This is a genomic window from Archangium sp., from assembly GCF_036277355.1.
GTDB lineage: Bacteria > Myxococcota > Myxococcia > Myxococcales > Myxococcaceae > Archangium.
On sequence record NZ_DASUNC010000082.1, the window covers coordinates 1 to 22,971 of the forward strand.

Annotated in this window: 17 protein-coding genes and 2 pseudogenes; 11 read left to right on the plus strand and 8 right to left on the minus strand. The window is 70.4% G+C overall.

Features of this window, described 5'->3' with window-relative positions; translation table 11 throughout:
- The coding region (locus VFZ09_RS21895; protein ID WP_329729586.1) for an ISAs1 family transposase at positions 1 to 1,197 on the minus strand (1,197 nt) is incomplete at its 3' end.
- Positions 1,198 to 2,040: 843 nt separating this feature from the next.
- Here VFZ09_RS21895 and VFZ09_RS21900 point away from each other — a divergent pair.
- Both VFZ09_RS21900 and VFZ09_RS21905 read left to right on the plus strand, forming a co-directional pair.
- Positions 2,041 to 2,574, plus strand: coding sequence for a substrate-binding domain-containing protein (locus tag VFZ09_RS21900; protein ID WP_329729626.1), 534 nt, complete (start codon positions 2,041 to 2,043; stop codon positions 2,572 to 2,574).
- Complete coding sequence (locus tag VFZ09_RS21905; RefSeq protein ID WP_329729587.1) at positions 2,534 to 4,513, plus strand: ATP-binding protein; 1,980 nt, start codon at positions 2,534 to 2,536, stop codon at positions 4,511 to 4,513. Before VFZ09_RS21900 ends, VFZ09_RS21905 begins: the two co-directional genes overlap by 41 nt.
- A 54-nt stretch (positions 4,514 to 4,567) precedes the next feature.
- Here VFZ09_RS21905 and VFZ09_RS21910 read toward each other — a convergent pair whose 3' ends face one another.
- The 4 genes and pseudogenes from VFZ09_RS21910 to VFZ09_RS51675 form a co-directional block, all read right to left on the minus strand.
- Positions 4,568 to 6,208: a DUF262 domain-containing protein gene (locus VFZ09_RS21910; RefSeq protein ID WP_329729588.1), complete on the minus strand. Its 1,641-nt coding sequence runs from the start codon at positions 6,206 to 6,208 to the stop codon at positions 4,568 to 4,570.
- A 17-nt stretch (positions 6,209 to 6,225) separates the two neighbouring features.
- Positions 6,226 to 7,221, minus strand: a complete 996-nt coding sequence (locus tag VFZ09_RS21915; RefSeq protein ID WP_329729589.1) for a hypothetical protein — start codon at positions 7,219 to 7,221, stop codon at positions 6,226 to 6,228.
- Entirely contained in the window at positions 7,218 to 7,718 is a 501-nt protein-coding gene (locus VFZ09_RS21920; protein WP_329729590.1) for an AAA family ATPase, read from the minus strand. The genes VFZ09_RS21915 and VFZ09_RS21920 overlap by 4 nt, the downstream gene beginning before the upstream one ends.
- Before the next feature lie 696 nt (positions 7,719 to 8,414).
- Positions 8,415 to 8,570 (minus strand): annotated as a pseudogene (locus tag VFZ09_RS51675) (AAA family ATPase); the annotation flags it as partial.
- A gap of 343 nt (positions 8,571 to 8,913) precedes the next feature.
- On the opposite strand from VFZ09_RS51675, the gene mnmG reads away from it, so the two are divergent.
- The 8 genes from mnmG (at position 8,914) to VFZ09_RS21960 (ending at position 19,510) form a co-directional block, all read left to right on the plus strand.
- Positions 8,914 to 10,764, plus strand: coding sequence for a tRNA uridine-5-carboxymethylaminomethyl(34) synthesis enzyme MnmG (gene mnmG, locus VFZ09_RS21925; RefSeq protein WP_329729591.1), 1,851 nt, complete (start codon positions 8,914 to 8,916; stop codon positions 10,762 to 10,764).
- Between the two features lie 97 nt (positions 10,765 to 10,861).
- Positions 10,862 to 11,518: a 16S rRNA (guanine(527)-N(7))-methyltransferase RsmG gene (gene rsmG / locus VFZ09_RS21930; protein WP_329729592.1), complete on the plus strand. Its 657-nt coding sequence runs from the start codon at positions 10,862 to 10,864 to the stop codon at positions 11,516 to 11,518.
- A gap of 379 nt (positions 11,519 to 11,897) precedes the next feature.
- The gene (locus VFZ09_RS21935; RefSeq protein ID WP_329729593.1) at positions 11,898 to 13,229 is read left to right on the plus strand and encodes a sensor histidine kinase; all 1,332 of its coding nucleotides are present in this window, start codon (positions 11,898 to 11,900) and stop codon (positions 13,227 to 13,229) included.
- 142 nt (positions 13,230 to 13,371) lie between these two features.
- Positions 13,372 to 14,067, plus strand: coding sequence for a hypothetical protein (locus tag VFZ09_RS21940; RefSeq protein WP_329729594.1), 696 nt, complete (start codon positions 13,372 to 13,374; stop codon positions 14,065 to 14,067).
- A 2,514-nt stretch (positions 14,068 to 16,581) separates the two neighbouring features.
- Positions 16,582 to 17,373 (plus strand): AAA family ATPase, encoded by a 792-nt coding sequence (locus tag VFZ09_RS21945; protein WP_329729595.1) that lies wholly within the window; start codon positions 16,582 to 16,584, stop codon positions 17,371 to 17,373.
- Between the two features lie 209 nt (positions 17,374 to 17,582).
- A complete protein-coding gene (locus tag VFZ09_RS21950) occupies positions 17,583 to 18,497 on the plus strand; it encodes a ParB/RepB/Spo0J family partition protein (protein WP_329729596.1) in 915 nt (304 codons plus the stop codon).
- A 3-nt stretch (positions 18,498 to 18,500) separates the two neighbouring features.
- Positions 18,501 to 18,953, plus strand: coding sequence for a bactofilin BacM (gene bacM / locus VFZ09_RS21955; protein ID WP_329729597.1), 453 nt, complete (start codon positions 18,501 to 18,503; stop codon positions 18,951 to 18,953).
- Positions 18,953 to 19,510, plus strand: coding sequence for a hypothetical protein (locus VFZ09_RS21960; protein WP_329729598.1), 558 nt, complete (start codon positions 18,953 to 18,955; stop codon positions 19,508 to 19,510). The genes bacM and VFZ09_RS21960 overlap by 1 nt, the downstream gene beginning before the upstream one ends.
- 273 nt (positions 19,511 to 19,783) lie before the next feature.
- On the opposite strand, the gene VFZ09_RS21965 is transcribed toward VFZ09_RS21960, so the two are convergent.
- The 3 genes from VFZ09_RS21965 to VFZ09_RS21975 all read right to left on the minus strand — a co-directional run bounded on the left by VFZ09_RS21965 (position 19,784) and on the right by VFZ09_RS21975 (position 22,039).
- Positions 19,784 to 21,094, minus strand: a complete 1,311-nt coding sequence (locus tag VFZ09_RS21965) for a DUF4010 domain-containing protein (RefSeq protein WP_329729599.1) — start codon at positions 21,092 to 21,094, stop codon at positions 19,784 to 19,786.
- Positions 21,095 to 21,165: 71 nt separating this feature from the next.
- Positions 21,166 to 21,837: a DUF2231 domain-containing protein gene (locus VFZ09_RS21970; protein ID WP_329729600.1), complete on the minus strand. Its 672-nt coding sequence runs from the start codon at positions 21,835 to 21,837 to the stop codon at positions 21,166 to 21,168.
- Positions 21,838 to 21,865: 28 nt separating this feature from the next.
- A complete protein-coding gene (locus tag VFZ09_RS21975) occupies positions 21,866 to 22,039 on the minus strand; it encodes a hypothetical protein (RefSeq protein WP_329729601.1) in 174 nt (57 codons plus the stop codon).
- A gap of 190 nt (positions 22,040 to 22,229) precedes the next feature.
- Between VFZ09_RS21975 and VFZ09_RS51680 the strand changes: the two are divergent.
- Positions 22,230 to 22,916, plus strand: a pseudogene (locus VFZ09_RS51680) (formate/nitrite transporter family protein); the annotation flags it as partial.
- Between the last annotated feature and the right edge of the window lie 55 nt (positions 22,917 to 22,971).

Sequence of the window (22,971 nt, forward strand, 5' to 3'; positions counted from 1 at the left end):
GCGCACCAGGGCCAGCAGGTTGTAGGCCAGCACTCGCAGCCAGCTGAGCACCAGGGGTGCCTTGCCTCGCAGGCTGGGCGAGGCGCTGTCCTCCTCCAACACCACGTCCGCTGTCCAGTTCGGCCCGTTCTCAATCCCCCAGTGCCGGCGTACCAGCGTCAGCATCTGCTCCGGGGACAGTTGCCCACTGGGAATGGAGGTGAGGAACAGCCGCGTCTCCACCTTCGGCAGCTCGCCGTCTCTGGTTCGCGTCTGCCGCACCCACACCCATTGCTCGGCGCCGGGAAAGTCCTCTTCTGGCGGCTTGTCCACCACCCTCAACTCCCTCCGCACCCACTCCCCCTTCACCCTCTCGCGCACTCGCACCTTCACTGGCGCCACCGCCAGCGCCACCCACGCCTTGCCATGCAGCCGGTGGAAGTTCTCCTTGAGCGCCATCAAGTAGTGCTTGCCCTCCTGCCTCACCACGCTCGCGTTGGCCGCGCTCGTCATTCCCGCGTCCACCGTCACGTACTCGAAATGGCGCCCAAACTTCTCCACCACCCGCTTGAACAACTCCGGGAACGCCGTCGCCTCTCCCTGCTTGCCTTCCAGCAACTTCTGGTCGAGCACCGGACACGCCGCGCTGCTGGTGAGACTGGCGCGCAGCGCGTACGGGTACCAGTACTCCCGCCCCTGCTCATCCTTTGTCGTGTGGCTCGGCTCGCACGGCGCCTGCCCCGGCGTGCTCTCCCCCGCCTTCCCGTCGATGCTGACGACGCCCCGGGCGAAGAGCTCGTTGCGTATCAACCCCTTGTCCAGCCCACTGCGCACCAGCTGCTCCACCTCCTGCTCCAAGCCCTCTGGCTCCAAGCTCCCCAGCAGCCTGTCCAACGTCGTGTCGGACACCGGCCGCTTCAACCCCTCGGGTGCCGTGCCTTCTCGCAGCATGTCCTCGCCCAGCGCCTCGGCATGCCGCAACACCCGCCGCCCCACCGCCAGCGCCTGCACCAGCAGCATCAACATCGCCGCCAGCGGGTGCCTCTGGCCCCGGCGTGCTCGCGGGTCCTTTACTCCCTTGAATGTCAGCCCCAGGCTCGTCATCATCCTCTGCACGCGCGAGGGGGTGTCCTGCTCATCCTTCTTCCCCTTCTCGCTTCCCGCATGGGGTGTGGAGGGCCCGCCAGCCCTCCCGCCCCGGTTTTTCTCCCTACTCATTCCTCTTCTCCACGGACCTGCCCGGCCCGTCACCGGGCTCTTTTCAGGCGCCCCCCCGCGATCAGCCCGCGGCTGCTCGCCACGGGTGGGCCCCTGTAGGCGGGACTATACTCCAGCCGTCGGCCCGGGTGGGATAACCTCTCTCGTAGGACTTTGAATCAAGCCTGGCTCGGAAGGGGGGCGCTGGCCCATGTCTGGCCTCTGGCGGTTCGTCGTCCTCGTGCTCGCGCTGCTGCCGTCTCCGGACGCGGCGGCCCAGCGGTTCGCGGTGGAGCGGCCCATGCGGGTGGCCTTCCTCGATGCCCTGGCGCCGGGCAATCCCTGGCGGGACAGCCTCGTGGGCACCATGCGCGCGGCCGCGAGGGACCTGCGCATCGAGCTCACCGTCCACCCCGTGGGCCACTGGCCCGGGGAAGTCCTGGAGCGGGCGCGCGAGGTGCTGAGCGGGCCCGGCCGGCCCGACTACCTCCTCGTCACGATGCACCGGGGCATCGGCACCGGCCTGCTGGAGCTCTCCCGGCGCACGGGGGTCCCCGTCTTCGTCATCAACTCGGGCCTGCTGCCCGCGGACGCCGCGCGCTTCGGCGGGCCGCGTGGGCACTTCCCGCTGTGGCTCGGGCAGATGCTGCCGGACGATGCGCTGGCCGGCCGCACGCTGGCCCAAATCCTGTTGGAGGCCGCCGCCCGGGGCCACCCGCCCCACGCGCCCGTGCGGCTCGCCGCGCTCGAGGGGCAGCCCGAGGACGCCTCCGGGTGGCTGCGCTCCGAGGGGCTGCGCCAGGCCGTGGCCGGGTGGGAGGGGCCGAGCTGCTCCAGGGCGTCTCCGCCTCGTGGGACGTGGAGGTGGCCCGGCGCAAGGCGGAGCTGCTGCTGCGCCGCTACCCGGAGCTCCAACTGCTCTGGGCCGCCAACGACACCATGGCGCTGGGGGCCCTGCGCGCGGTGGAGGCCTCGGGCCGCCGCCCCGGCCAGGACGTGCTGCTGGGCGGCATCGACTGGACTCCCGCGGCCCTCCAGGCCGTGCGCGAGGGCCGCCTGGTGACGACGCTCGGCGGCCACTTCCTCGAGGGCGCCTGGGCCCTGGTGCTGCTGTATGATCACCACCACGGCCGAGACTTCGCCTCCGAGGGGCTCGAGTGGCGCACCTCCCTGGCCCCCATCTCGCGCGCCGAGGTGGACACCCTCCAGCAACTGCTCGGCGAGGGCGACTGCGCGGCAATCGACTTCCGCGCCTTCTCCAAAGTGGCCAACCCCGCGCTGACGCACGACGACTTCTCCTTCCGGGCCTTGTTCGCTCAGCGGCGGCTGCGCTTCCCGGGTCCCCTCCTGGAGTCGTATGGATTCACGCGTCCCCTCCCCTCCGAGCACCACCCCTGAGCGGATGGGGAGGCGGATTCCCGGCAACCGGCTCGGGCGCCGGCTGCTGGGGGCCATCGTGCTCTTCAGCGTCGCGGCCAGCCTGGTGAGCACCGCCGTGCAGCTCGCCACCGACTACCGGGGCGAGGTCCACGCCCTGGAGGAGCGGTTGGAGCAGCTGCGCCTGAGCTACGCGCAGAGCGTGGCCCAGAGTCTCTGGTCGCTCGACGAGGCGCCGCTGCGCATCCAGCTCGAGGGGATGACGACGCTGCCGGACATCGTCCAGGCCGAGGTGGACAGCGCGCTGGGCACCCACTACCAGGCCGGCGCCGCGCCCGGGACGGACGCGGTGGTGCGCTCCATCCCGCTGTACCACGGGCCGCTCTTCCTGGGCACGCTCCGGGTGAGCGCCACCCTGGAGGGCATCCACGCGCGGCTGAGGGACCGGGTGCTCGTCATCCTCGCCACGCACGCGGCGCAGACGTTCCTCATCGCCCTCTTCGTCCTCTTCGTCGTGCAGCGCATGGTGACGCAGCACCTGGCCACCCTGGCGGCGTACACGCGCGGGTTGGGGCCGGCGCACCTGGACGCGCCGCTGGTGCTGCGGCACGAGGCTCCGGGGCCCGCCGGCGGCGACGAGCTGGACGAGGTGTGCTCGGCCATCAACGAGATGCGCGAGTCGCTGCGCCAGGAGCTGGGCGAGCGCCAGCGCTCCGAGGCCGCCAACGCCCTGCTGGCCGAGGCCGGCGAGGTGCTCCTCTCCTCGCTGGAGATGGAGAAGGTGCTGCCGCGCGTGGCCTCGCTGTGCGTGGGCGCGCTGGCGGACTGGTGCGTCATTGATTTGCTGGAGGACGGGGAGATGCGGCGGGTGGGTGGCGCGCACGTGGACGCGGAGAAGCGGGCCCTGCTCGGCGAGCTGCAGCGCCGCTACCCGCCGGGCCCCGGCTCGACGTCGCCTCCGGCGCATGTGGCGCGCCAGGGCCCGCCGGTGCTGGTGCCCCACGTCACGGACGAGAAGCTGCGCGCCATGGTGGTGGACGAGGCGCACTTCCAGCTGGCGCGGGCGCTCGGCATCCAGAGCCTGCTGGTGGTGCCGCTGGTGGCGCGGGAGCACCGGCTGGGCGCCATCACGTTCGTCTCGGCCACGCCCGAGCGCTATGGGCCCGCCGAGCTCGCCCTGGCCCGGGAGCTGGCGAGCCGCGCCGCCATCGCCCTGGACAACGCGCGGCTGTACCGGCACGCCGAGCGGGCCATCCGCCTGCGGGAAGTGTTCCTCTCCGTGGCCGCGCACGAGCTGCGCACGCCCCTGTTGCCGCTGCAGCTGAGGTTGCAGAGCCTGCTGCGCCGGGGCCGGAGTGGCGCCGCGCTGGAGCCGGCCCGGTTGCTGGAGGAGGTGGCCACCGCCGAGCGGCAGACGCGGCAGATGGGCCTGCTGGTGGACCCGTTGCTGGACGTGTCACAGCTGAGCGCGGGCCACGCGTTGGAGCTGCGCCGGCGGCGGGTGGACTTGAGCGCGCTGGTGGCGGAGGTGCTGGAGGAGCTGCGGCCGCAGGTGGAGGCCAGTGGCTCCGAGGTGCGGAGGGAGCTGCGCGGGCCGGCGGTGGGCTGGTGGGACGCGCGGCGGTTGGAGCAGGTGGTGACGGGGCTGGTGCGCAACGCGCTGAAGTTCGGCGAGGGCCGGCCCATCGACGTGCGGGTGACGCCGCGGGACGGCGCGGTGGTGCTGGTGGTGAGAGACAACGGCATCGGCATGCCGGAGGGCGAGCGCGAGCGCCTCTTCGAGCGTTTCGGCCGCGGGGTGCCGGTGCGGCACTATGGAGGGCTGGGGTTGGGGCTCTACCTCACGCGGCAACTGGTGGTGGCGCACGGGGGCAGCATCTCCGTGGAGAGCCGGCCGGGCGAGGGCTCCACGTTCACGGTGGAGCTGCCGGTGGACGAGGCTCCGGACGCGGTGGGCTGAGGAGGGGCCTGCTCGACGCCCGGAAGGCCGGGGTACTGGAGTGGGAGCGGAAGCTCATCTCCCCGGAGAGGGGCGGGAGAAGGAGACCTCCTCCTTCGTGAAGTGGTCGATGACGCGTTGATCCAATTCCTCGAGCGTCTTGCCGCGAACTTCCAGGAAGCGAGCCACGTCCTGCGCATGGAGTGCTTGCGCGGCGTCAGGAGAAATGGCGTGGCTCGCGAGCAACTCGTCACTGCCGCGCATCAGCAGATTGCCGAGCAACAGGTCCCGCATCGCCTGGGCCTGCTGGGGGTGGACGATGATGCGGTTCGCGGACTCGGCGTGGCCCCGGAAGAGAGGAACGATGGCATCGGCGCCGTGCCTCGCCAGCAGCGCCACGGGATCCTCGATGGGTTGCCCGGAAACGTCTCGAGGCCGGAGTCCAGCCAGATGGAGGGCCAGCACCTTGGAGCGGGCAGACCGGTAGTGGAACCGCTCGGGGAGTGGGGGAAACAGGCCCACGGGTTCTCCCCAGGCGCGTGTGGTTTCCCCCTTCGCGAGCTGCCGCAGATGGTGGAGCAGCCGCTGAAGCTTGTTTCCAGTGACGGCCCGGAAGGCGCTGCCGTAGGTCGTCAGCCAGAACCAGCGGACCAGATGGCGCATCACGTCGCCCGGGGGGTTGGCACACGCCCGACAGGTCCGCATCGCCTCGGCCAGCAGGATGAGCTGGTAGCGCGAAGGCAGCAGTTCGGCGGACAGGATTCCGCACTCCTTCTGGAGGAAGCGGACCGCGAGCAGCAGGTTCTCCGTTGCCTCGTCGATCATCTGCGGCGCCGCCGCGAGCCGCCGGCTCAATTCCTCGACGTCCTCTTCGAAAATGTCGAGGTCCAGCGCCGCCTTGCAGATATCGAGGAAGAGATCCTCCTCGGGCTCGGGTTCCCACCCCTGCTCCTTGAGCCGGGCCTTGGCCACCGTGAGCCGCTCGCGCAGATCGAATCCCTCACTCCAGGTGAGTGCCTGCATCATGTGGAACTCGCCCATCGGAGTTCCCCGGCTGTTGATGCGGTGGAAGATGCGGGTGGCCTGTTCCAGGTCCTCGGTCACGATGGCGAGGACCGGAATCTTGTAGTCGCGGAATGCGCTGACCAGCTCGTCGGACGCGGTGATGAGCCGTTCGGCTCCCGGGTGTTTCGCCAGCTCCCGCTGGAAGCGCAACAGACCGATGCCATCGAGCGTCAGCCAGAGGGGCTGCCAGGTGGGAGGCGGCTCTTCGTCTCCTTCCTGGAGCCGGAAGTCCCGCGCCTCCAGGTCATAATAGAGGTTCCAGCTCCACTCCTGCCCGATGGAGCGCTCGATCGGCCCGGCAGGGAGATCCCCCGAGTTTCTGGGATGGATGGACCCCAGCAGCGTGGTGAGCCGCTGGACACCATCCAGGAGATAGCTGCGCAGGATGCCCTCCATCGCCGGGCGCTCGGGAAGCCGGTGGGGCCCGATCCCCTGGAAGCACTGGAGGCTCCGGGTCGCCGTGCGCCAGATGAGCACGCTGCCGATCGGGATCCCGTCCCGCACGCTCTCGAGCAGATCAATCCGTTGATTGTTCAGCCAGACGAAGTCTCGTTGGAAGAGAGGAAGGCGGAGGTTGCCCTCCATGATTTCCTGGAGCAGTCGCGCCAGGGAGTAGATCTGCGGCTCGCTCAAGTAGGCGGGTGTCGCCATGGTCGGCTCCTCTCTGGTCAGGCGGCGCGCAGCAGTGTCTCGAAGAGCCGCATCAGTTCGTCGGTCTGACCGTCCTGGGCGAGCCACGCGTCGGGGATGCGCTCCTGGAAGGACTCCGCCACGGCGGGGCTGAATCCCTCCTCCAGGTGGGCGGCCTGGTCGGGCTTCGTTCTGACGAGGTCGTCGAAGATGTCCGCGAGCCCAGCGCCCTCCCGATCCCCACGCAGGCCCCTCTTCATATTGTAATGGTGGCGCTGCTCATCGCTCAGCAGGCGGAAGGCCTGGAGCCTGGGCCGCCACCTGCCATCGAACTCGCGTGGGTGCTTCTGCTTCAGCCAGCGCTCGATCGCGGGCTCGGGAATGTAGTTGTCGATGGCGCGGCGCTCGAGTTGATGGTGGGCCAGCGTTTTGCGCTTGCAGAATCGCGCCACCTTCTTGGACTCGCTGTGCGGCTCCCCATGCTTGCGCGCGTCGCTGTCGAACATGACGAACAAGCGTAGGCGCCGCTCGCGCACCTCGCACTCCTGTTCGAGGGCATGGCCCAGGTTCTGGAGCCCTCCCCGGTGCTCGAGCTTCAGCAACTCCCTCTTCGACCAGTCCTCGAAGCGTGCGCGGTAGAAATGGGGGACGGTGGCGTGGAGGAAGGCCTCGTCGTGGACGCCCTCGATGAGCACGCGCAGCGGCTTGCGCAGGAGTGCAACCGCGCTCCGGAGGGGCAGCCGGGGAACCGTGCCTTCCCACTCCGCCTCTTCGACATCCGCTACCCGGACGACGCTCGCGGGCGGGTCACGCAACTGCCGCTCGGTGCTCGCATCGAGAATGAGCTCGATCTCATCCCGCTGCGCGGGTGTCAGCATGTCCGTCCAGAGCTTCAGCTCTGGCGCATCCAGGGGCTCCACCTCGAGGGTGTGACAGTCCTGGTCCAGGCAGAGGTTGAACAGCTCCAGCAGGGCCAGCGGGTATCTGGCCTGCTGTGCGGACACGAGGAGCGGAGCCTCGATGATGATCCTCACCGACCCTCCTTGGCGCGACGCTCCTTGAGGATCCTGCGAGCCAGCTCGGTGTCCTCGGCGAAGACCCCGGGGGGCCAGCGGCTGGGCTGGCCCTTGTCATTGAAGGTGATGAGGTCGACCGTGCTGCTCCCGTCGTCGAGCTGCTGGACCCAGTACACCCCTACCCTCTCTGGATCGAGCCGTCCCTGGACGATGGCGAGCTGGATGCCCTGCAGGAAGTTCTCCGAGTGCGTCTCGATGAGGGCGCGAGGGGGTTTGGGCTGCATGGCGAGCTCGCAGAAGTAGTTCGCCAGGGAGGCATGAAGTGCGGGGTGCAGGTGCAGCTCCGGTTGCTCGAGGGCGATGAGCGAGCCGTGTGCTCCCTCCTGGCGGGCCTGTGCACCGAGCACCAGCACGGGCAGTACCTGGGCCATGCCCTCGCCGGTGTCGATGACGTTGACCCGGATGCCGGGGCTGGCCAGCGGACCCAGGGTGAGTGCGTAGTAACGAGGTGCCACCTCGGTCACATCCAGACGCTGCCGGGTGTGTTTCTCGAACCACCCGGAGACGGTCGTGAGCAGAGTGCCCCCCCGAAGCTTGTCCTGGACGAGAACCTCCAGCGCCCCCGTACCATCCTCGAGGAGCTTGGGCGGCGCGCTTCCGCGAAACTCCTTGCTCCGGTGGGGCACCCGACGGATGGCTCCGAGCCAGTGTACATTGTCGCGAAGGCGCTCCAGTTGGTGGCCTAAATTCATGAGGGCGTGCCAGATATCAACGCGTCCCCGAATGGAAATCCCTGGCTGGATGCCACGGAACTCCAAGGGATAGGGCTCAACGTTCTCTTCCTTCCCATTGGTGGACGGAAGGAGGTCGTATATTGCCTGACCGATGGTCTGGAACTCCTGCTTGGGATGCCACGTTCCCTGTATGGCGAAAGGAGAGCCCAACTCATCCAATCCTTCCAACCCTTCGATGCTGAATTCGCTGACAGCAGGGGGAAGGACTTCCGCCTGTGGGCCGGGCAGTTCAAGGATGGAGAGCTGATAGTGGCGTAACAGGTCATCCCCATCTGCATCGTCCCACCTCAGCCCGAAATCGATTTGCCGTCGTGGGCTGAGCTGGCAGCACAAGTCGCGGAACGAAGCACCCCGGACGGCGGCGCTGTCGAGGTTGAGTGGAGCTCCTCGAGGCGCGCCGACCGAATCCGCCAGCAGAGGCAACACCCGCAGGAGCGCGCTCTTGCCCGAGTTGTTGTACCCGAACAGCAGCGTGAGGGGCCTCAGCTCGATGGTGGTGGGGCGGAGGAACGAGCGGTAGTTGGCGACGGTGAACGAGGAGAGGGCCATGAGGCGTGCACGGCTGGCGGGCATCTCCGCTCAGCTCGGTTCCTTACCTGCACGTGTATAACCGCCGGGACACAGGTCTGGTGCGCTAGCACGCGAGGTCGCACGCTTTCAACGCTGCTCCTCGATGGGTATCGGGTGCGCGGCAACAGCGGCTCCTCGGCGAGCAGAGGATGGGTCCGCAGGGTGGATGCCGGAGGTGGAAGCCTGAGTGTGGAGGGCTCGGTTCCTCCAGGCCGCTCGGACGAGGACCGGGGGAACACCCTCACCCCCGCCCTCTCCCAGCGGGAGAGGGAGTCATGGCTTGCCTTCGCGAGGGCTCCGCGTGAGAAGTGAGGCTCCACCTCCTCCCCTCCCCTCTGCTGCCGACATGAAGCCTCGGTATGACGTCATCGTGGTGGGCCTGGGCCACGCGGGCTGCGAGGCCGCCCTGGCCTGCGCGCGCATGGGCCTGGACACCCTCGGCCTCACCCTCAAGCGCGAGCGCGCCGCCGTCATGAGCTGCAACCCCGCCGTCGGTGGCACCGCCAAGGGCCACCTGGTGCGCGAGCTGGACGCGCTCGGCGGCGAGATGGGCCGCGTGGCGGACCTCGCGGGCACGCACTTCAAGACGCTGAACGCCTCGAAGGGACCGGCCGTGCAGGCCACCCGCGTGCTGTGCGATCGCGAGGCCTACGCACGCACCATGCAGTCCGTGCTGTGGGCCCAGCCGAACCTCACCGTGCACGAGGCCGAAGTGTCTTCCGTGGTGGCCGAGGGCGGACGCGTGGCGGGCGTGGTGCTCGGCGATGGCACGCACGTGGCCGCGAGCGCCGTGCTGCTCACCACCGGCACCTTCCTCCAGGCCCTCATGCACGTGGGCGAGAAGAAGGAGGTGGGCGGGCGGCTCGGCGACGAGGCGGCGAAGGGCCTGTCCGACTCGCTGCGCTCGCTGGGCTTCTCGCTGGGGCGCTTCAAGACGGGCACGCCCGCGCGCCTGCTGCGCGACAGCATCGACTGGGACTCCATCGAACCGCAGCCCGGTGACTTCCCGCCGCGCCCGCTGTCCCTGCGCACCCGGTGGGGACTCGGGGACGGCCCGTTCCCCCACCAGCCCGCGGTGACGTGCGCGCTCACGTACACCACGGCGGAGACGCACCGGATTCTGCGCGACAACCTCCACCGCTCGCCGCTGTTCCAGGGAGAAATCGTGGGCCGGGGTCCGCGCTACTGCCCGTCGCTGGAGGACAAGGTGGTGCGCTTCTCGGCGCGCGAGCGGCACCTGGTGTTCCTCGAGCCCGAGGGCCCGGACTCGCCGCTGGTGTACCCGGCGGGCCTCTCCACGAGCATGCCGGCGGAGGTGCAGCTCGAGTTCCTGCGCACGCTGCCGGGCCTCCAGAAGGTGGAGGTGGCGCGCTTCGGCTACGCGGTGGAGTACGACTACGCGCCGCCCACGCAGCTGAAGGAGACGCTGGAGACGAAGCAGGTGGAGGGCCTGTACTTCGCCGGGCAGCTCAACGGGACGAGCGGCTACGAGGAGGCGGCGTTCCAGGGCCTGTTCGCGGGAATCCAGGCGGGGCTGAAGGTGAAGGGCGAGCCGGAGCTGGTGCTCGGGCGGGACGAGGCGCACGGGGCGGTGCTGGTGGACGAGCTGGTGACGAAGGGGGTGGACGAGCCCTTCCGCATGTTCACGAGCCGCTCGGAGCACCGGCTGAAGCTGCGCGAGGGGAACGCGGAGCTGCGGCTGGCGAGGCACGGGGCGCGGGTGGGGCTGGTGCCGCGCGAGGTGCTGGAGCGGGTGGAGGAGAAGCGGCGGGCGGTGGCGGAGGAGGTGGCGAGGCTGAAGCGGACGGGGCTGGCGGCGCGGTTGAAGCGGCCGGAGGTGACGTACGCGGCGCTGGCGGCGGAGAAGGCGGAGGGGTGGCCGCGCTTGAGCGACGAGGTGGTGGAGGAGGTGGAGGTGGAGGTGAAGTACGAGGGCTACATCGTGATGGCGGAGCGTGCGGCGGCGAGGGAGGCGGAGGCGTGGGACGGGTGGAGGATTCCGGGGGACTTCGCGTACGCGGGGGTGAGGGGCCTGTCGGCGGAGGCGGTGGAGAAGCTGGAGAAGGTGAGGCCGGCGACGGTGGGGCAGGCGAGGCGGATACCGGGGCTGACGCCGGCGGCGTTCTCGCTGGTGCTGGTGGCGCTCAAGCGGGGCGGGGTGGGGAGCGATTCAGGGCCGGGCGGAAGCGGGTTCTGATCGCACAGGGGGGTGTGGACAAGGTGTGGAGAAGTTTGGAGCACCCAAAGGTGCGAGACATTTCAAGGACTTGGGACCCGAGTCAGGAGGGGTGGCTGTGGATAACGCGCGCTTCGGCGATCTGATGGAGAAGGGGTGCAGGGCGTTGGGGGTGACGGTGGGGGAGGACGTGCCGGCGCGGCTGAACCGGCTGATGGGCGAGCTGTTGAAGTGGAACGCGAAGGTGAACCTGACGGCCATCACCGCGGAGGAGGAGGTGGTGGAGAAGCACTTCCTGGACTCGCTGGCGGTGCTGCCGGAGGTGGAGGGAGCGGGGAGCGTGCTGGACGTGGGAGCGGGGGCGGGGTTCCCGGGGTTGCCGCTGAAGATGGCGAGGCCGTCGTTGTCGGTGACGGTGGTGGACGCGGTGGGGAAGAAGGTGGGGTACGTGAAGGCGGTGGTGGCGGTGGCGGGGTTGGGGCTGACGGGGACGAAGGCGGTGCACACGCGAGCGGAGGGCAAGCCGGAGGCGGAGGGATTGCCGCGAGCGGACCGGGTGATCGCGAGGGCCTTCATGGACCTGCCGGACTGGTTGGACCTGGCCCCGGCGTACCTGGCGGAGGGAGGGCACGTGGTGGCGATGCTGGGCAAGCCGCTGAGCGAGGACGAGCTGAAGGCGCAGGCGGAGAAGCGGGGCCTGAAGCTGGTGTCGGCGAGGTCGTACCGGCTGCCGTTCTCGGGAGCGGAGCGTCAGGTGGCGGCGTTCGCGAAGTAGAGCAGGAGCGGAGGAGGACGCAGGAGTCCCCCCGCGCATCACTCACGAGCATCACTCGCGAGCATCCACTCCGAGGGCATCCACTCCGAGGGCATTTCCCCTCTCCCCTCGGGAGAGGAGCCCCCCGTCGTTCAAAGGGGGGGCAAGCCCCCCGGGGTGAGGGTATCGAGGCCCCGGGTTCCCCCCGAGCGGGCCGCTCCCGTGTCCTCCAGCGCACGAATGAGAAACCCGGAGTCCCGTTTTCCCCGGGGGAAGCGGAGTCCGTGTCCGTCCCTTGCCCTAGACTTTCGGATGCACCGAGACGGCGGCGGCCGGTGACGTGAAGCCGCGGGACGACGGCCGAGCCGGGATCGGGTGCGTTCACAGGGGGGAACGCGACATGAGGCCAGCAGGGGCCCACACGGTGGGCAGTCCCGAGGGGGACGGCGAGGTCATGAACCGGCGCCTGGTGCTCTGGGCTGTCGGCACGGTGGTGCTCACGCACGCGCTGCTGGTGGCGCATGCGTGGGGCAGGTGGACGGTGGTGGGGGCGCTGTGCGGGCTCTTCGCCGTGCGGGCGGTGCTCAACACGCGCTTCCTCTCCCAGGTGAAACGGATGGGCCGGCTGCGGAGGGAGGAGCAGTGGGCGCTGTTGCTCGGCAACCTGACGCTGAGCGCGGTGGGGTCGCAGCTGCTGCACTGGAGCCTGATGGGGTGGATCAACATGCTGGTGCAGGCGGTGTTCCTGAACGGAGGGGCGCCGTCGAGGCAGGGGGTGACGGTGAGGCGGGTGGGGTTGGGGCTGCACCTGGCGGCGTCGGCGGGGCTGGGGCTGCGCGAGGGGGTGGAGGCGGGGACGGTGGGGGTGTTCTGCCTGGCGGCGTGCGCGTTCTACGGACTGGGCGAGACGCGCTGTCAGCTCCTGCTGGATGCGCTGGAGGCGTCGAGGGAGAGCCACCGGCGGTGGGAGCGGATGCAGGGGCAGCTGGTGGCGCACGAGAAGCTGTCGAGCCTGGGGATGCTGGCGGCGGGGGTGGCGCATGAAATCAACAACCCGATGGCGTTCGTGACGAGCAACGTGCGGCTGCTGAGCCGGGACCTGGCGGCGCAGGGGGAGCTGCCGGAGGAGCTGCGCGAGTACGTGGAGGACGTGCTGCCGGCGACGCTGGACGGAATCCGGCGGGTGAACGCGATTGTCGCGGACCTGAGACGCTTCGCGCGGAACGACCCGGAGGAGCCGGTGGAGTTCGACCTGAACGCGGAGGTGTCGTCGGCGCTGAGGCTGTCGCAGGGGGAGAGGAGGGGCCGGTGCCGGATGGAGCTGGAGCTGGGAGCGCTGCGGCCCATCGTGGGTCAGCCGAGGCAGATGGGGCAGGTGGTGTTGAACCTGATCATGAACGCGGTGCAGGCGCTGCCGGAGCAGGGGGGGGTGGTGAAGGTGAGCACGCGGGAGGAGCCGGGCGAGGCGGTGGTGGAGGTGAGGGACAACGGGGTGGGGATGAAGCAGGAGGTGGTGGGGCGGCTGTTCCAACCGTTCTTCACGACGAAGCCGGTGGGGGAGGGGACGGGGCTGGGGCTGGCGGTGGCGTACGGCATCGTCACGGGGCACGGGGGCCGCATCGAGGTGGAGTCGGAGGAGGGGAGGGGCACGTGCTTCACGGTGCGGTTGCCCCTGCGAGAAGACGTTCCCCCAAGCCTCCACCCCTCTCCCGCCGGGAGAGGGACGGGGTGAGGGTCTCTCGGTCCCCGGGTCGAACCCGTGCGAGGGGCGTGCGGGAAGCACGGCGGGGAGATCCAGCGAGGGCCCATGGAGGCAACCCGCCAGGGTCGGACCGGTGAGAGACTCACCGGCACACCCGTGGAAAGGATGCTTCATGAATCGCGCTGGCCGTTCACTTCGCTCCCGAGGGCTGTTCCTGCTGACGTGCGCCCCGCTGTGGGGAGGGTGCGCGTCGTTGGGGACGCTGGAGACGGCGGACACGGTGCCGAAGGGCCAGTCGCGGCTGACCGCGCAGGCCTGGGTGCAGGGAGTGGATGACGGGAGGAAGCCGGGGGTGCTGCCGCAGGTGGCGGTGGCGGGGAGGGCGGGGGTGACGGAGGGGCTCGACGTGGGAGGCAGGTTGTCGCTGCAGGGGGCGGAGGGCTCGCTGAAGCTGCAGCTGGCGGGGAGGGAGGAGGGGTCGCCGTTCGTGATGTCGGTGGCGCCCACGGCGGGGGTGGTGCTGTTCTCGCACGCGTGGGAGCCGGGGGACTGGTCGTCGGATACGCAGCTGTTCGTGGCGGTGCCGCTGCTGTTCGCGCTGAGGAACCCGGATGGCTCGCAGCTGGTGCTCGGGCTGCGCCCGACGTGGATGCGGTTCGACGCGCTGTTCGACCCGGAGAGCCGGGAGATGGCGGCGATGGGGGCGTCGCTGGGCTATGCGTTCCGGGTGAACCCGGGCCTGCGGGTGATGCCGGAGGCGGCGATGCTGTTGCCGGTGGCGGACAGACAACAGGGGCAGTGGGCGCGGGTGAGCGAGCGTCCGCAGCTGCAGTTCGGCATCGCGTTCCTGATGGATCCGGTGCGCTGAGGGGAGCGCGGGAGCGGGGAGCGGGCCCGGGTGCCGGGTCCCCCCGCTCCGAGCAGTGCCGCCGGTGCACCTCGCGCTCGACCGGGTGACTGCCCCAGGTCGCGCGGGTGCGGGCGTCCGCGGAGCTCGTTGCTCGGGCTCGTGGCCAGGGCGCGGAGCCTGGTGGCGTGCCGCGCGGCATCCGCCCTGGGCGCGGACCCGAGCCGCTCCAGAGAACCGGATGCACCGGGCTGTTCCACGTGGAACAGCCGGACGGGAGGGGCTGGGAACGGCCGGGCTCCACCGAACTGGCCTCTGGGGACACGCCGCCTGGGGAAGCACGTTCCACGTGGAACAGGGACGGCGGGAGACGTGGCGCCCTGGACTGGGAGGACAAGAAGGGGAGCCGCGTGGGAGGAGCCCTGGCCGAGGCGGCGTGTTCCACGTGAAACGGTGCCACGGGCGGTACCCGGTGCCTCACCTCGGCGCGGCCGGGGGTCCTCTGGACGGGGCGTCACGCGAGGGAGTGCCGGACCGAGGCATTCCGGGCAGGGGATGTTCCACGTGGAACGTGCCCGGGGTTGGCGGCATCGGCCCGGCCTGGCGCTCCTCATGCTCGAGGGAGGCGAGAAGGAGTTGGGACGGAGCACCCGGTGTGGAGCTCCAGGCGGAGGGTTCCACGTGGAACAACCGCCCCGTGGAGGGGGAGGGCGGGGAGGTTCTCGTGGAGTGCCCGCGAAGTCCTTGGACCGGAGCCGAGGTTCCGTGGACATCCCCTCTCCCCCTGGGAGAGGGCCAGGGGGAGGGTCTTCCCCCCTGGACCGGAGGACCCCCAGGAGATCTCCAGCCGGAAGGAGGCCAGAAGCCAGTGGTGTCCCGCGAGGCGGGGCAGGGTGAAGAACCCGGGGTGACGACCCTCACCCCCCGCCCTCTCCCAGAGGGGAGAGGGGGCATGCGTAACTCGAGCCTTTCAGTCCGGGGCACGTTCCACGTGGAACGCACCACCCGGGGAAGAGAATGGGGGACTGGCCAGGACTTGGTCCGGGGAGAGGTGTCCACGCCGGGGACGTTCCACGTGGAACAGACGGGGCCGGGGACAGCCCTGGGCGGCGGAGCCCACTGCTTTGCCCTGGCCCCAAGGGGACCGGGAGAGGCCTTTCAGACCGGGGAGATGTTCCACGTGAAACGCACCACCCGGGGCAGGACTGGGGAGCACCGGACCCGGCTGGCGGCTGGAGCGCCTTCGCGAGGACGTTCCACGTGGAACAGCGGACCCCCTCCAGGAGGGACGGGTGGGGTGCTCCGGCTGGGAGCCTGGAGGTGGAAGGGAGGCGTTCAGGGCGGGAACGTTCCACGTGGAACAGGTGGGGCCGGGGCTGCCCTGGGGAGGCTCAACCGCCCGGCTCGGGTCTGAAGGAGACCGGGCGGGGCCTTTCTGGCCGGGGGATGTTCCACGTGGAACGCACCGCCCGGGGCTCGATGGGGGAGCACCAGACCTGGCCTGCCCGGCACGGGTGCGCCTCACGAGGACGTTCCACGTGGAACAGGGATACGCCCCAGGAGAGAAGCGCGGGGTGCTCTGGCCAGGCGCCTGGAGGTGGAAGGCAGGCTTTCGGGCCGGGGACGTTCCACGTGGAACAGGTGGGACCGGGGGCAGTCCTGGGCACCGGAGTCCGTTGCGCTGCTCTGGCCTGAGGGGGGACCGGGAGAGGCCTTTCTGGATGAGGCGTGTTCCACGTGGAACGGCGAGCTCGAGTGGGGCGGACTGGGGCAGGGCGCGGAACCTCGAGCCCAGATAGGAGCCCTTCTGGCGGAGGCGCGTTCCGATTCCTGGCGGAAAGGGGATCGTGGGGAGTTCTACGTGGAACGGTGGACCCGGCTCGGGCGGCAGTGCAGGGCGGAACCGGAGCCTGGAGTCCAGAGGGGGTGCTTTCTGGGCGGGGCGTTTTCCCCGGGGAGCCGCGACCTCCCGCGCGACCTCCCGCTGAGCCGGGTGGGGCGGCTCGGTGCGAGGCTTTCGGATTCAGGCGTGTTCCACGTGGAACGCGTCGGCTCTGCCCCGTACCCGTTCTTCTCGTGCTTCGGCTCCCATGGCTCCGGGCGGGAGGTGGGGCGGCCGCGAGCGCTCGCGGGCACGGCTTTCCGGCAGGCCCCTGTTCCACGTGGAACGGCGCGGGGCTCGGGTTCACGGTCCGGTCCATGACCCTCACCCCAGCCCTCTCCCAGGGGGAGAGGGGGCTTCCCGCGGATACAACCCGAGGCCCGGGCACCCTCACCCCGGGGGGCTTGCCCCCCCTTTGAACGACGGGGGGCTCCTCTCCCGGGGGGAGAGGGGTAGTTGGGTGTGGTTGGGGGGTGGTTGGGCTCGCGATGGGACCGGGCTCGACGCCGGGCGGATGTCAGGCAGGCGAGCTAGAAGTCTGATCCGGTCGCGGACTGGATCAGCCGACGATTTGATGGATCAATACGGGAGTCGGTACATGCCTCCCCCGCAGAGCCCCCGGGCACTCCCGGGGCGTCGCAAGGATGGGCCACGTGGGTCGAATCATCTGCATCTCCAACCAGAAGGGCGGCGTCGGCAAGACGACCACCGCCATCAACCTCGCCGCCAGCCTCGCCGCCGCTGAGCGCAAGGTGCTCCTCGTCGACATGGACCCTCAGGGCAATGCCGGCAGCGGGCTCGGCCTCAAGCGCGAGACTCTCCAGGGCACCGTCTATGACGCCCTCCTCGGAGGCCGTCCCATGGGCGAGCTCCTCCACCCCACCGAGCTGCGCTTCCTCCAGGTGGTCCCCGCCACCCCGGACCTCACCGGCGCCGAGGTCGAGCTCGTCAACCAGGAGCGTCGCGAGTACCGCCTCCGCGATGCCCTCCGGCCCCTGGCCGAGCAGTACGACTACATCCTCATCGACTGCCCGCCCTCGCTCGGCCTCCTCACCCTCAACTCGCTGATCGCCGCGGACTCCGTCCTCATCCCCCTCCAGTGCGAGTACTACGCGCTCGAGGGCCTCTCCCAGCTCAACCACACCATCGACCTGGTGCGGCAGGCCTTCAACCCCGCGCTGAAGATGGAGGGCATCCTCCTCACCATGTTCGACTCGCGCGCGAACATCGCCAACCAGGTCGTCGCCGACGTGCGCGACTACTTCAAGGAGCAGGTCTTCACCTCGGTCGTCCCGCGCAACGTGCGCCTGTCCGAGTGCCCCTCCTTCGGCAAGCCCATCCTGCTCTACGACATCAAGTCCAAGGGCTGTGAGAGCTACCTGGCGCTCGGCCGTGAAATCATGCAGCGCGAGCCCAACCCGCCCCCCGCTCGCAAGGTCGCGTAGCCCCCGGGCCGCCTCCCGCCCGCCTCCTGATAGAGGTGGCTCCCGAGGCGGCCCTCCCTCACCGATGAACCGGGCTGGAGCGGTCTCCCCGCCCCGCTCGCCCCCGCCGGGCTCCCGCGTCCCCCCGGCCGAGGTGCTGCCGTCCAGGGACGTGGCCACCCGAGCCCCCTCGGGCCGGTAGTGCCGGGCCTCCCGGCGGAGAATCCGCAGTGCTGAACGGTGACAAGCAGAAGCGGGCGTTGGGCCGTGGCCTCTCCGCCCTCATCCCCCAGGCCGCTCCTCCTCCCGCCGCGGCCGCCGCGGCGGTGGTGGTTCCTCCCGAGCCTCCCGCTCCCCCCAAGGGCAGCGTCCTCAAGCTCCCCATCGAGGCCATCCACCGCGACACCCTCCAGCCCCGCCGCCACTTCGACGAGGAGAAGCTGCGCGAGCTCACCGAGTCCATCAAGGCCCAGGGCGTCCTCATGCCCGTGCTCGTGCGCAAGGACGGCGACGGCTACAAGATCATCGCCGGCGAGCGCCGCTGGCGGGCCTCGCAGCTCGCGGGCCTCCATGAGATTCCCGCCATCGTGCGCGAGGTGACGGAGGTCGAGGCCTTCGAGCTCGCCCTGGTGGAGAACCTCCAGCGCGCGGACCTCAACCCCATGGAAGAGGCCGAGGGCTATCACCGGCTCGTCGAGGAGTTCGGCCTCACGCAGGACCAGGTGGCGCAGCGCGTGGGCAAGGAGCGCTCCACGGTGGCCACCGCCCTGCGGCTGCTCGGCCTGCCCCCCGAGGTGAAGAACATGGTGGCCGAGGGCAACCTGAGCGCCGGCCATGCCCGCGCCCTGCTCGGCGTGCCCCGCATCCCCGAGATGAACGAGCTGGCCCAGCAGGTCGCCGCCCGCAAGCTGAGCGTGCGCGACACCGAGAAGCTCGTTCAGCAGGCCAAGGGCGGCAAGGCGAAGGACTCGGGCAAGCCGGCCAAGGTGAGCCCGCAGGTGAAGGCGCTCACCGAAGAGCTCCAGCGCATTCTCGGGACGAAAGTGCGCTTGGTGGAGAAGAGCGGTGGAAAAGGCACCATCGAGGTCGATTACTTCTCGTACGATGACCTCGATCGCATCCTGAAGGTACTCAGGAAGGAGTAGCTCGTGGCGCTCCTCGGTAAAAAAGAAGAGAAGACCAACGTACCGCTTCTAGGCGGCAGACGGGAGGATGAATCGGTGGCAACGCGTCCGGGTGAGGTTCACACGCTGCTCGGCAAGGGCAGCGAGTTCGAGGGGAAGCTCACCTTCGAGGGACAGGTTCGTATCGACGGGAAGTTCAACGGGCAGATTGTCACCAAGGACGTGCTCGTCATTGGCGACGGGGCCCGCGTGACGGCGGAAATCAACGCCGGCACCGTCATCATCAATGGCACCGTGGAGGGCAACGTGCGCGCCGCGCAGCTGATTGAGCTGCACGCTCCCGCGCGCGTGAAGGGCAGCCTGGAGAGCCCGGCGCTCACCATGGACCGGGGCGTCATCTTCGAGGGCACCACGAAGATGGAGAACCTGGGCAAGGGGGGAGGCTCGCCGCCGCCTCCGGGTGGAGACAAGAAGTAGTGCGCCGCGCCGAGCGCCAGTCCGTGCGCGCCACCCTGGTGGCGCTGTGCTGGCTGGCGGCCGGCTGCGGTGGGTGTCAGAAGGACGAGGCGCCCGTGACTCCGGAGCCCGCCGCCCCGGAGCAGCGGCCCGTCCCCCAGCGCCGCGTGGGCGTGAAGGTGCCCATGCCGCCGGGGTGGGTGGCCCAGGTGGCGCAGGATGGGAGCTTCCAGTTCGGCCCGCCCGGGCGCCCGGTGTTGCGCGTGGACCTGCGCCCCGGCCAGGGCGCCACGCTCCCCGCTCCCGAGGTGCTCCTCCAGACGGTGCGGCGGTCCTTCGAGGGCTTCGAGCACACGCTCGAGCAGCAGTCGGGGGGGGAGGACTTCTCGCTGGTGCGGGTGAAGCTCACGCCGAAGCTGGAGGACGGGGGCTCGGGCGCGAGCTACCCGGCGCTCTTCGGGGCGCGGCGCGTGGAGAAGGACTTGTTCCTGTGCGCCACCTTCCCCGGTGTCAGCGAGGACGAGGTGCTCCAGGCCTCCGACGCCTGCCGGGGCATCGAGTTCCAGCAGCCGCGCTGAGCTCGCGGAGGCATCGCCCTCGGAAAGACATCGGACGCGGACCCGGAGCCCCATGTGCTCCGGGTGCGCGCCCGACGCTTCCCCCCTTCGCACCAGGGACCGGCCCTTCCCCCCGGACGGCCGGCGCTCTGGTGGGTGCCTTCGTTTCCGTGGCTCCCGCGAAGGGTGGACGGCTGAGTGTCTCGCGGCGGTCCACCGCGTGGGGCCACCGTCGACGGGGGTGTGTGCCCGCGGACGCTCGCCGCGGGGTTGCCGGGGCGGGAGTGTTGGATTTCAGCGCCAGCCCACGGCGGCGAGGGCCAGCGCGCCCACCGCGAGGGTGCCGCCGAACACGAGCAGCAGCCAGCGGCCGAAGCTCCACCCGCCCACCACCGCCGCCATGACGCCCTTGGTGAGGGTGTTGGCGGTGGTGCCGAGGAAGATGGTGGTGACGGCCACCTCCTCGGGGAGCGAGGCGGTGCGCGCCAGGTTCGCCATGGACAGGGTGATGGCGTCCACGTCGGTGAGCCCGGCGAGCAGGCCGGCCAGGTACGCGCCGCCGTGGCCGAGGAACCGGGTGGCCGCGCGCGCGCCCAGCAGCACCAGCGCGAAGAGCACGGTGAACTTGAGGGCCGAGCCCAGCGCGAAGGGGTTGGAGAACTCCACCTGGACCTCGGAGCCCTCGGGGGTGGGCGCCTCGCGCGCCCGGCGGTAGAGCAGCATGCTGGCCAGCAGCAGGGTGGCGGCCATGGCGCCCATGGGCACCGCGACGAGCCGCAGCATGTGCGGATTCACCACGGCCACCTCCACCATCACCCGGACGAACATGAGCGAGGAGGCCAGCATCACCGCCAGCGCGCACCCCTGGCGCAGCTCGCGCGGGGCCCCCCTGGCGCGGCCCGCGAAGGAGAGCGTCACCGCGGTGGAGGACACCAGCCCGCCGATGAGGCCCGTCACCACCAGCCCCCGGCGCGAGCCCAGCGCCTGGATGGCCACGTAGCCGGCGAAGCCGATGCCGGCGATGAGCAGCGTCATCCAGCCGAGCTGCCTCGGGTTGAGCACGTCCAGGGGGCCATGGGTGGCGTCCGGCAGCAGCGGCACCACCACCACCGCGACGAAGAGCAACTGCACCCCGGCCGACACGTCCCGCCGCTGCAGCCTGCCGAGGAAGGCGTGCAGCTCCGGCTTCATGGACAGCAGCGTGGTGGCCACCACCGTGAGGCCCGCCACCACCAGCACCTTCACCCGCATGGGCTCGAGCACGCCCTGCGTCAGCGCGAGCGCGCCCAGCAGGTAGCTGAGCAGCAGCGACACCTCCGAGGTGAGTCCGTGCGAGCGGCCCTGGCGCACGTCCCCCGCGTAGGACACCACCAGCAGGGCCCCCAGCGCCGCGAGCGACAGCAACATCAGCCAGGGGCCGAACTGGCGCGCCACCAGCACCGAGGCCGCTCCCGCCAGCGACACCAGCGGGTAGGTGCGCGAGCCGCCGAGGAAGGACTCCCGGCCCTCGCGGGGGTCCGGCGCCGAGTACTCGCGCTCCTGGCCGATGAGGAAGCCCGCGGCCAGGGCGAGTCCGAGGGAGAGGAAGGGCTCGTAGCTGTCCATGCGCCTCCTCTACCAGAGAGGGAGCGGTCGGCATGCTCGGGTTGCGCATGCTGACGAAGGACTCGCCTTCTTCAGATGAGGGGCCGCGGCGAGGGCGAGAGCGTGGCGTCATCCACGAGAGGCTCGCTCGTCACCGCGGGCACCTGGGTCCCCTCGCCGAAACCCTCGGCGCCGGAGGCCAGCGGCTGGGCTCCCGAGAACAGGCCACGCGCCCGGTCGAGCATCCAGCGCACGCCGAGGACGGCATCGCGGAGGAGCGCCTTCGGGGCCTCGCGGGACAACAGGGGAGGGCCCTTGAGCGTCCCCACCGAGCCCTCCACGGGCATGGGGTTGATGCCCACGCCGAGCTCGTAGACCATCTTGCCGCCGAGGGTGGCGGTGTAGACGGCGGCCACGTTGGCGGCGATGCCGATGGCGCACTGCACGGGAGACGGAGCGCGCCCGAGCCGCCACAGCGTCACGCCCACGGCGCCCAGGGTGATGACGGCATTGCCGAGCCCGTGGAGGAACACCATGTCGCGAGCGCGAGGCTCCTCGAGCTTCACCTCCTGCGAGGCGGCCAGTCCGGCCAGTCCCGAGAAGAGGGCGCTCAGGGTACCGGCGACCCACAACCGCCGGCCCACCCTGGCCCAGGCGCGGTCCCCGGTGGTGACGGCGATGACGTCGGCCACCGTGGCGGTGGGGAGCAGGGCGAGCGGGGTGTGGATGACTGCGGGGTGCAGCTCGTGAAGCAGCATCTTCATGGAAGGGTCTCCTGGGCGCGCCGCGGGTTCAGTTGTGCGGTGGGAAGGCCGCGGGCTCGCCGGTGGCGCCGTTGCCATCGGGCTGTGGCCCGGACTTCTTCTCCTCGGGGGTGGAGCGGTCCTCGCCCTCGTGGCGGATCCGCTCGTCCTGGCCCGAGCCCTGCCGCGGCACCGTCTTCTCGTCCGGGTTCTTCCTGTCCATGTTCCCACCTCGCCCGTGAAAGGAGTTTCCGGGAAGCTGGGCACGCCGGAGTGGGCCGTCACGAGCCGGAGCGAAGGCAGGGCCGCCTGCCTGCAGGGCATGCGCACCGGCCACGGGGGGCTGTCGTGCAGCACACGGCGCGCGCGGGAGTGGCTCGTCCCGGCGGACGGCTTCCGGTTGACTGGGAGGGATGAACGACGAGCAACCGCGGCTGACGGCGCACGAAATCTACGAGCACGTCGTGAAGGCCGGGCGCGAGGAGCTCACGCGTCCGGTGGGGCAGCTGGTGTGGTCGGGGGTGGCGGGCGGGCTGCTGATGGGGTTGAGCGGGCTGGGGGTGGCGCTGATGCGCTCCTTCCTGGGAGATGGCGAGGGCGCGCGGCTGGCGAGCTTCGCGCTCTACCCGGCGGGCTTCATCGCGGTCATCGTGGGCCGGGCGCAGCTCTTCACGGAGAACACGCTCTTCCCGGTGGTGGTGGTGCTGCGCGAGCCGGCGAGGCTGACGCGGTTGTTCCTGCTGTGGGCGGTGGTGCTGGGGTGCAACCTGGTGGGCGCGTTCCTCTTCACGCTGTGGGTGAGCCGCACGGGCGCGGTGAAGCACGGCGTCATCGAGAAGCTCGTGGCGCTGGGGAGGGAGGCGGCGGAGCGGGGGAGCGGGGAGCTGTTCTGGGGCGCGGTGATGGGAGGGTGGCTCATCGCGCTGGTGGCGTGGCTGGTGTCCGCGAGCCACAGCACGTTCGGACAGCTGTCGCTCATCGGGTTCTTCACGTTCATCGTGGGCGCGGGCCACTTCGCGCACTCGATCGCCGGCAGCTCCGAGGTGCTGGCCGCGGTGCTCGACGGGGGCCTGCCGGTGAGCCACTTCCTGCGCTGGCTGGCGATGGCGGTGCTCGGCAACGCGGTGGGCGGCGTGGGACTGGTGAGCCTGCTCA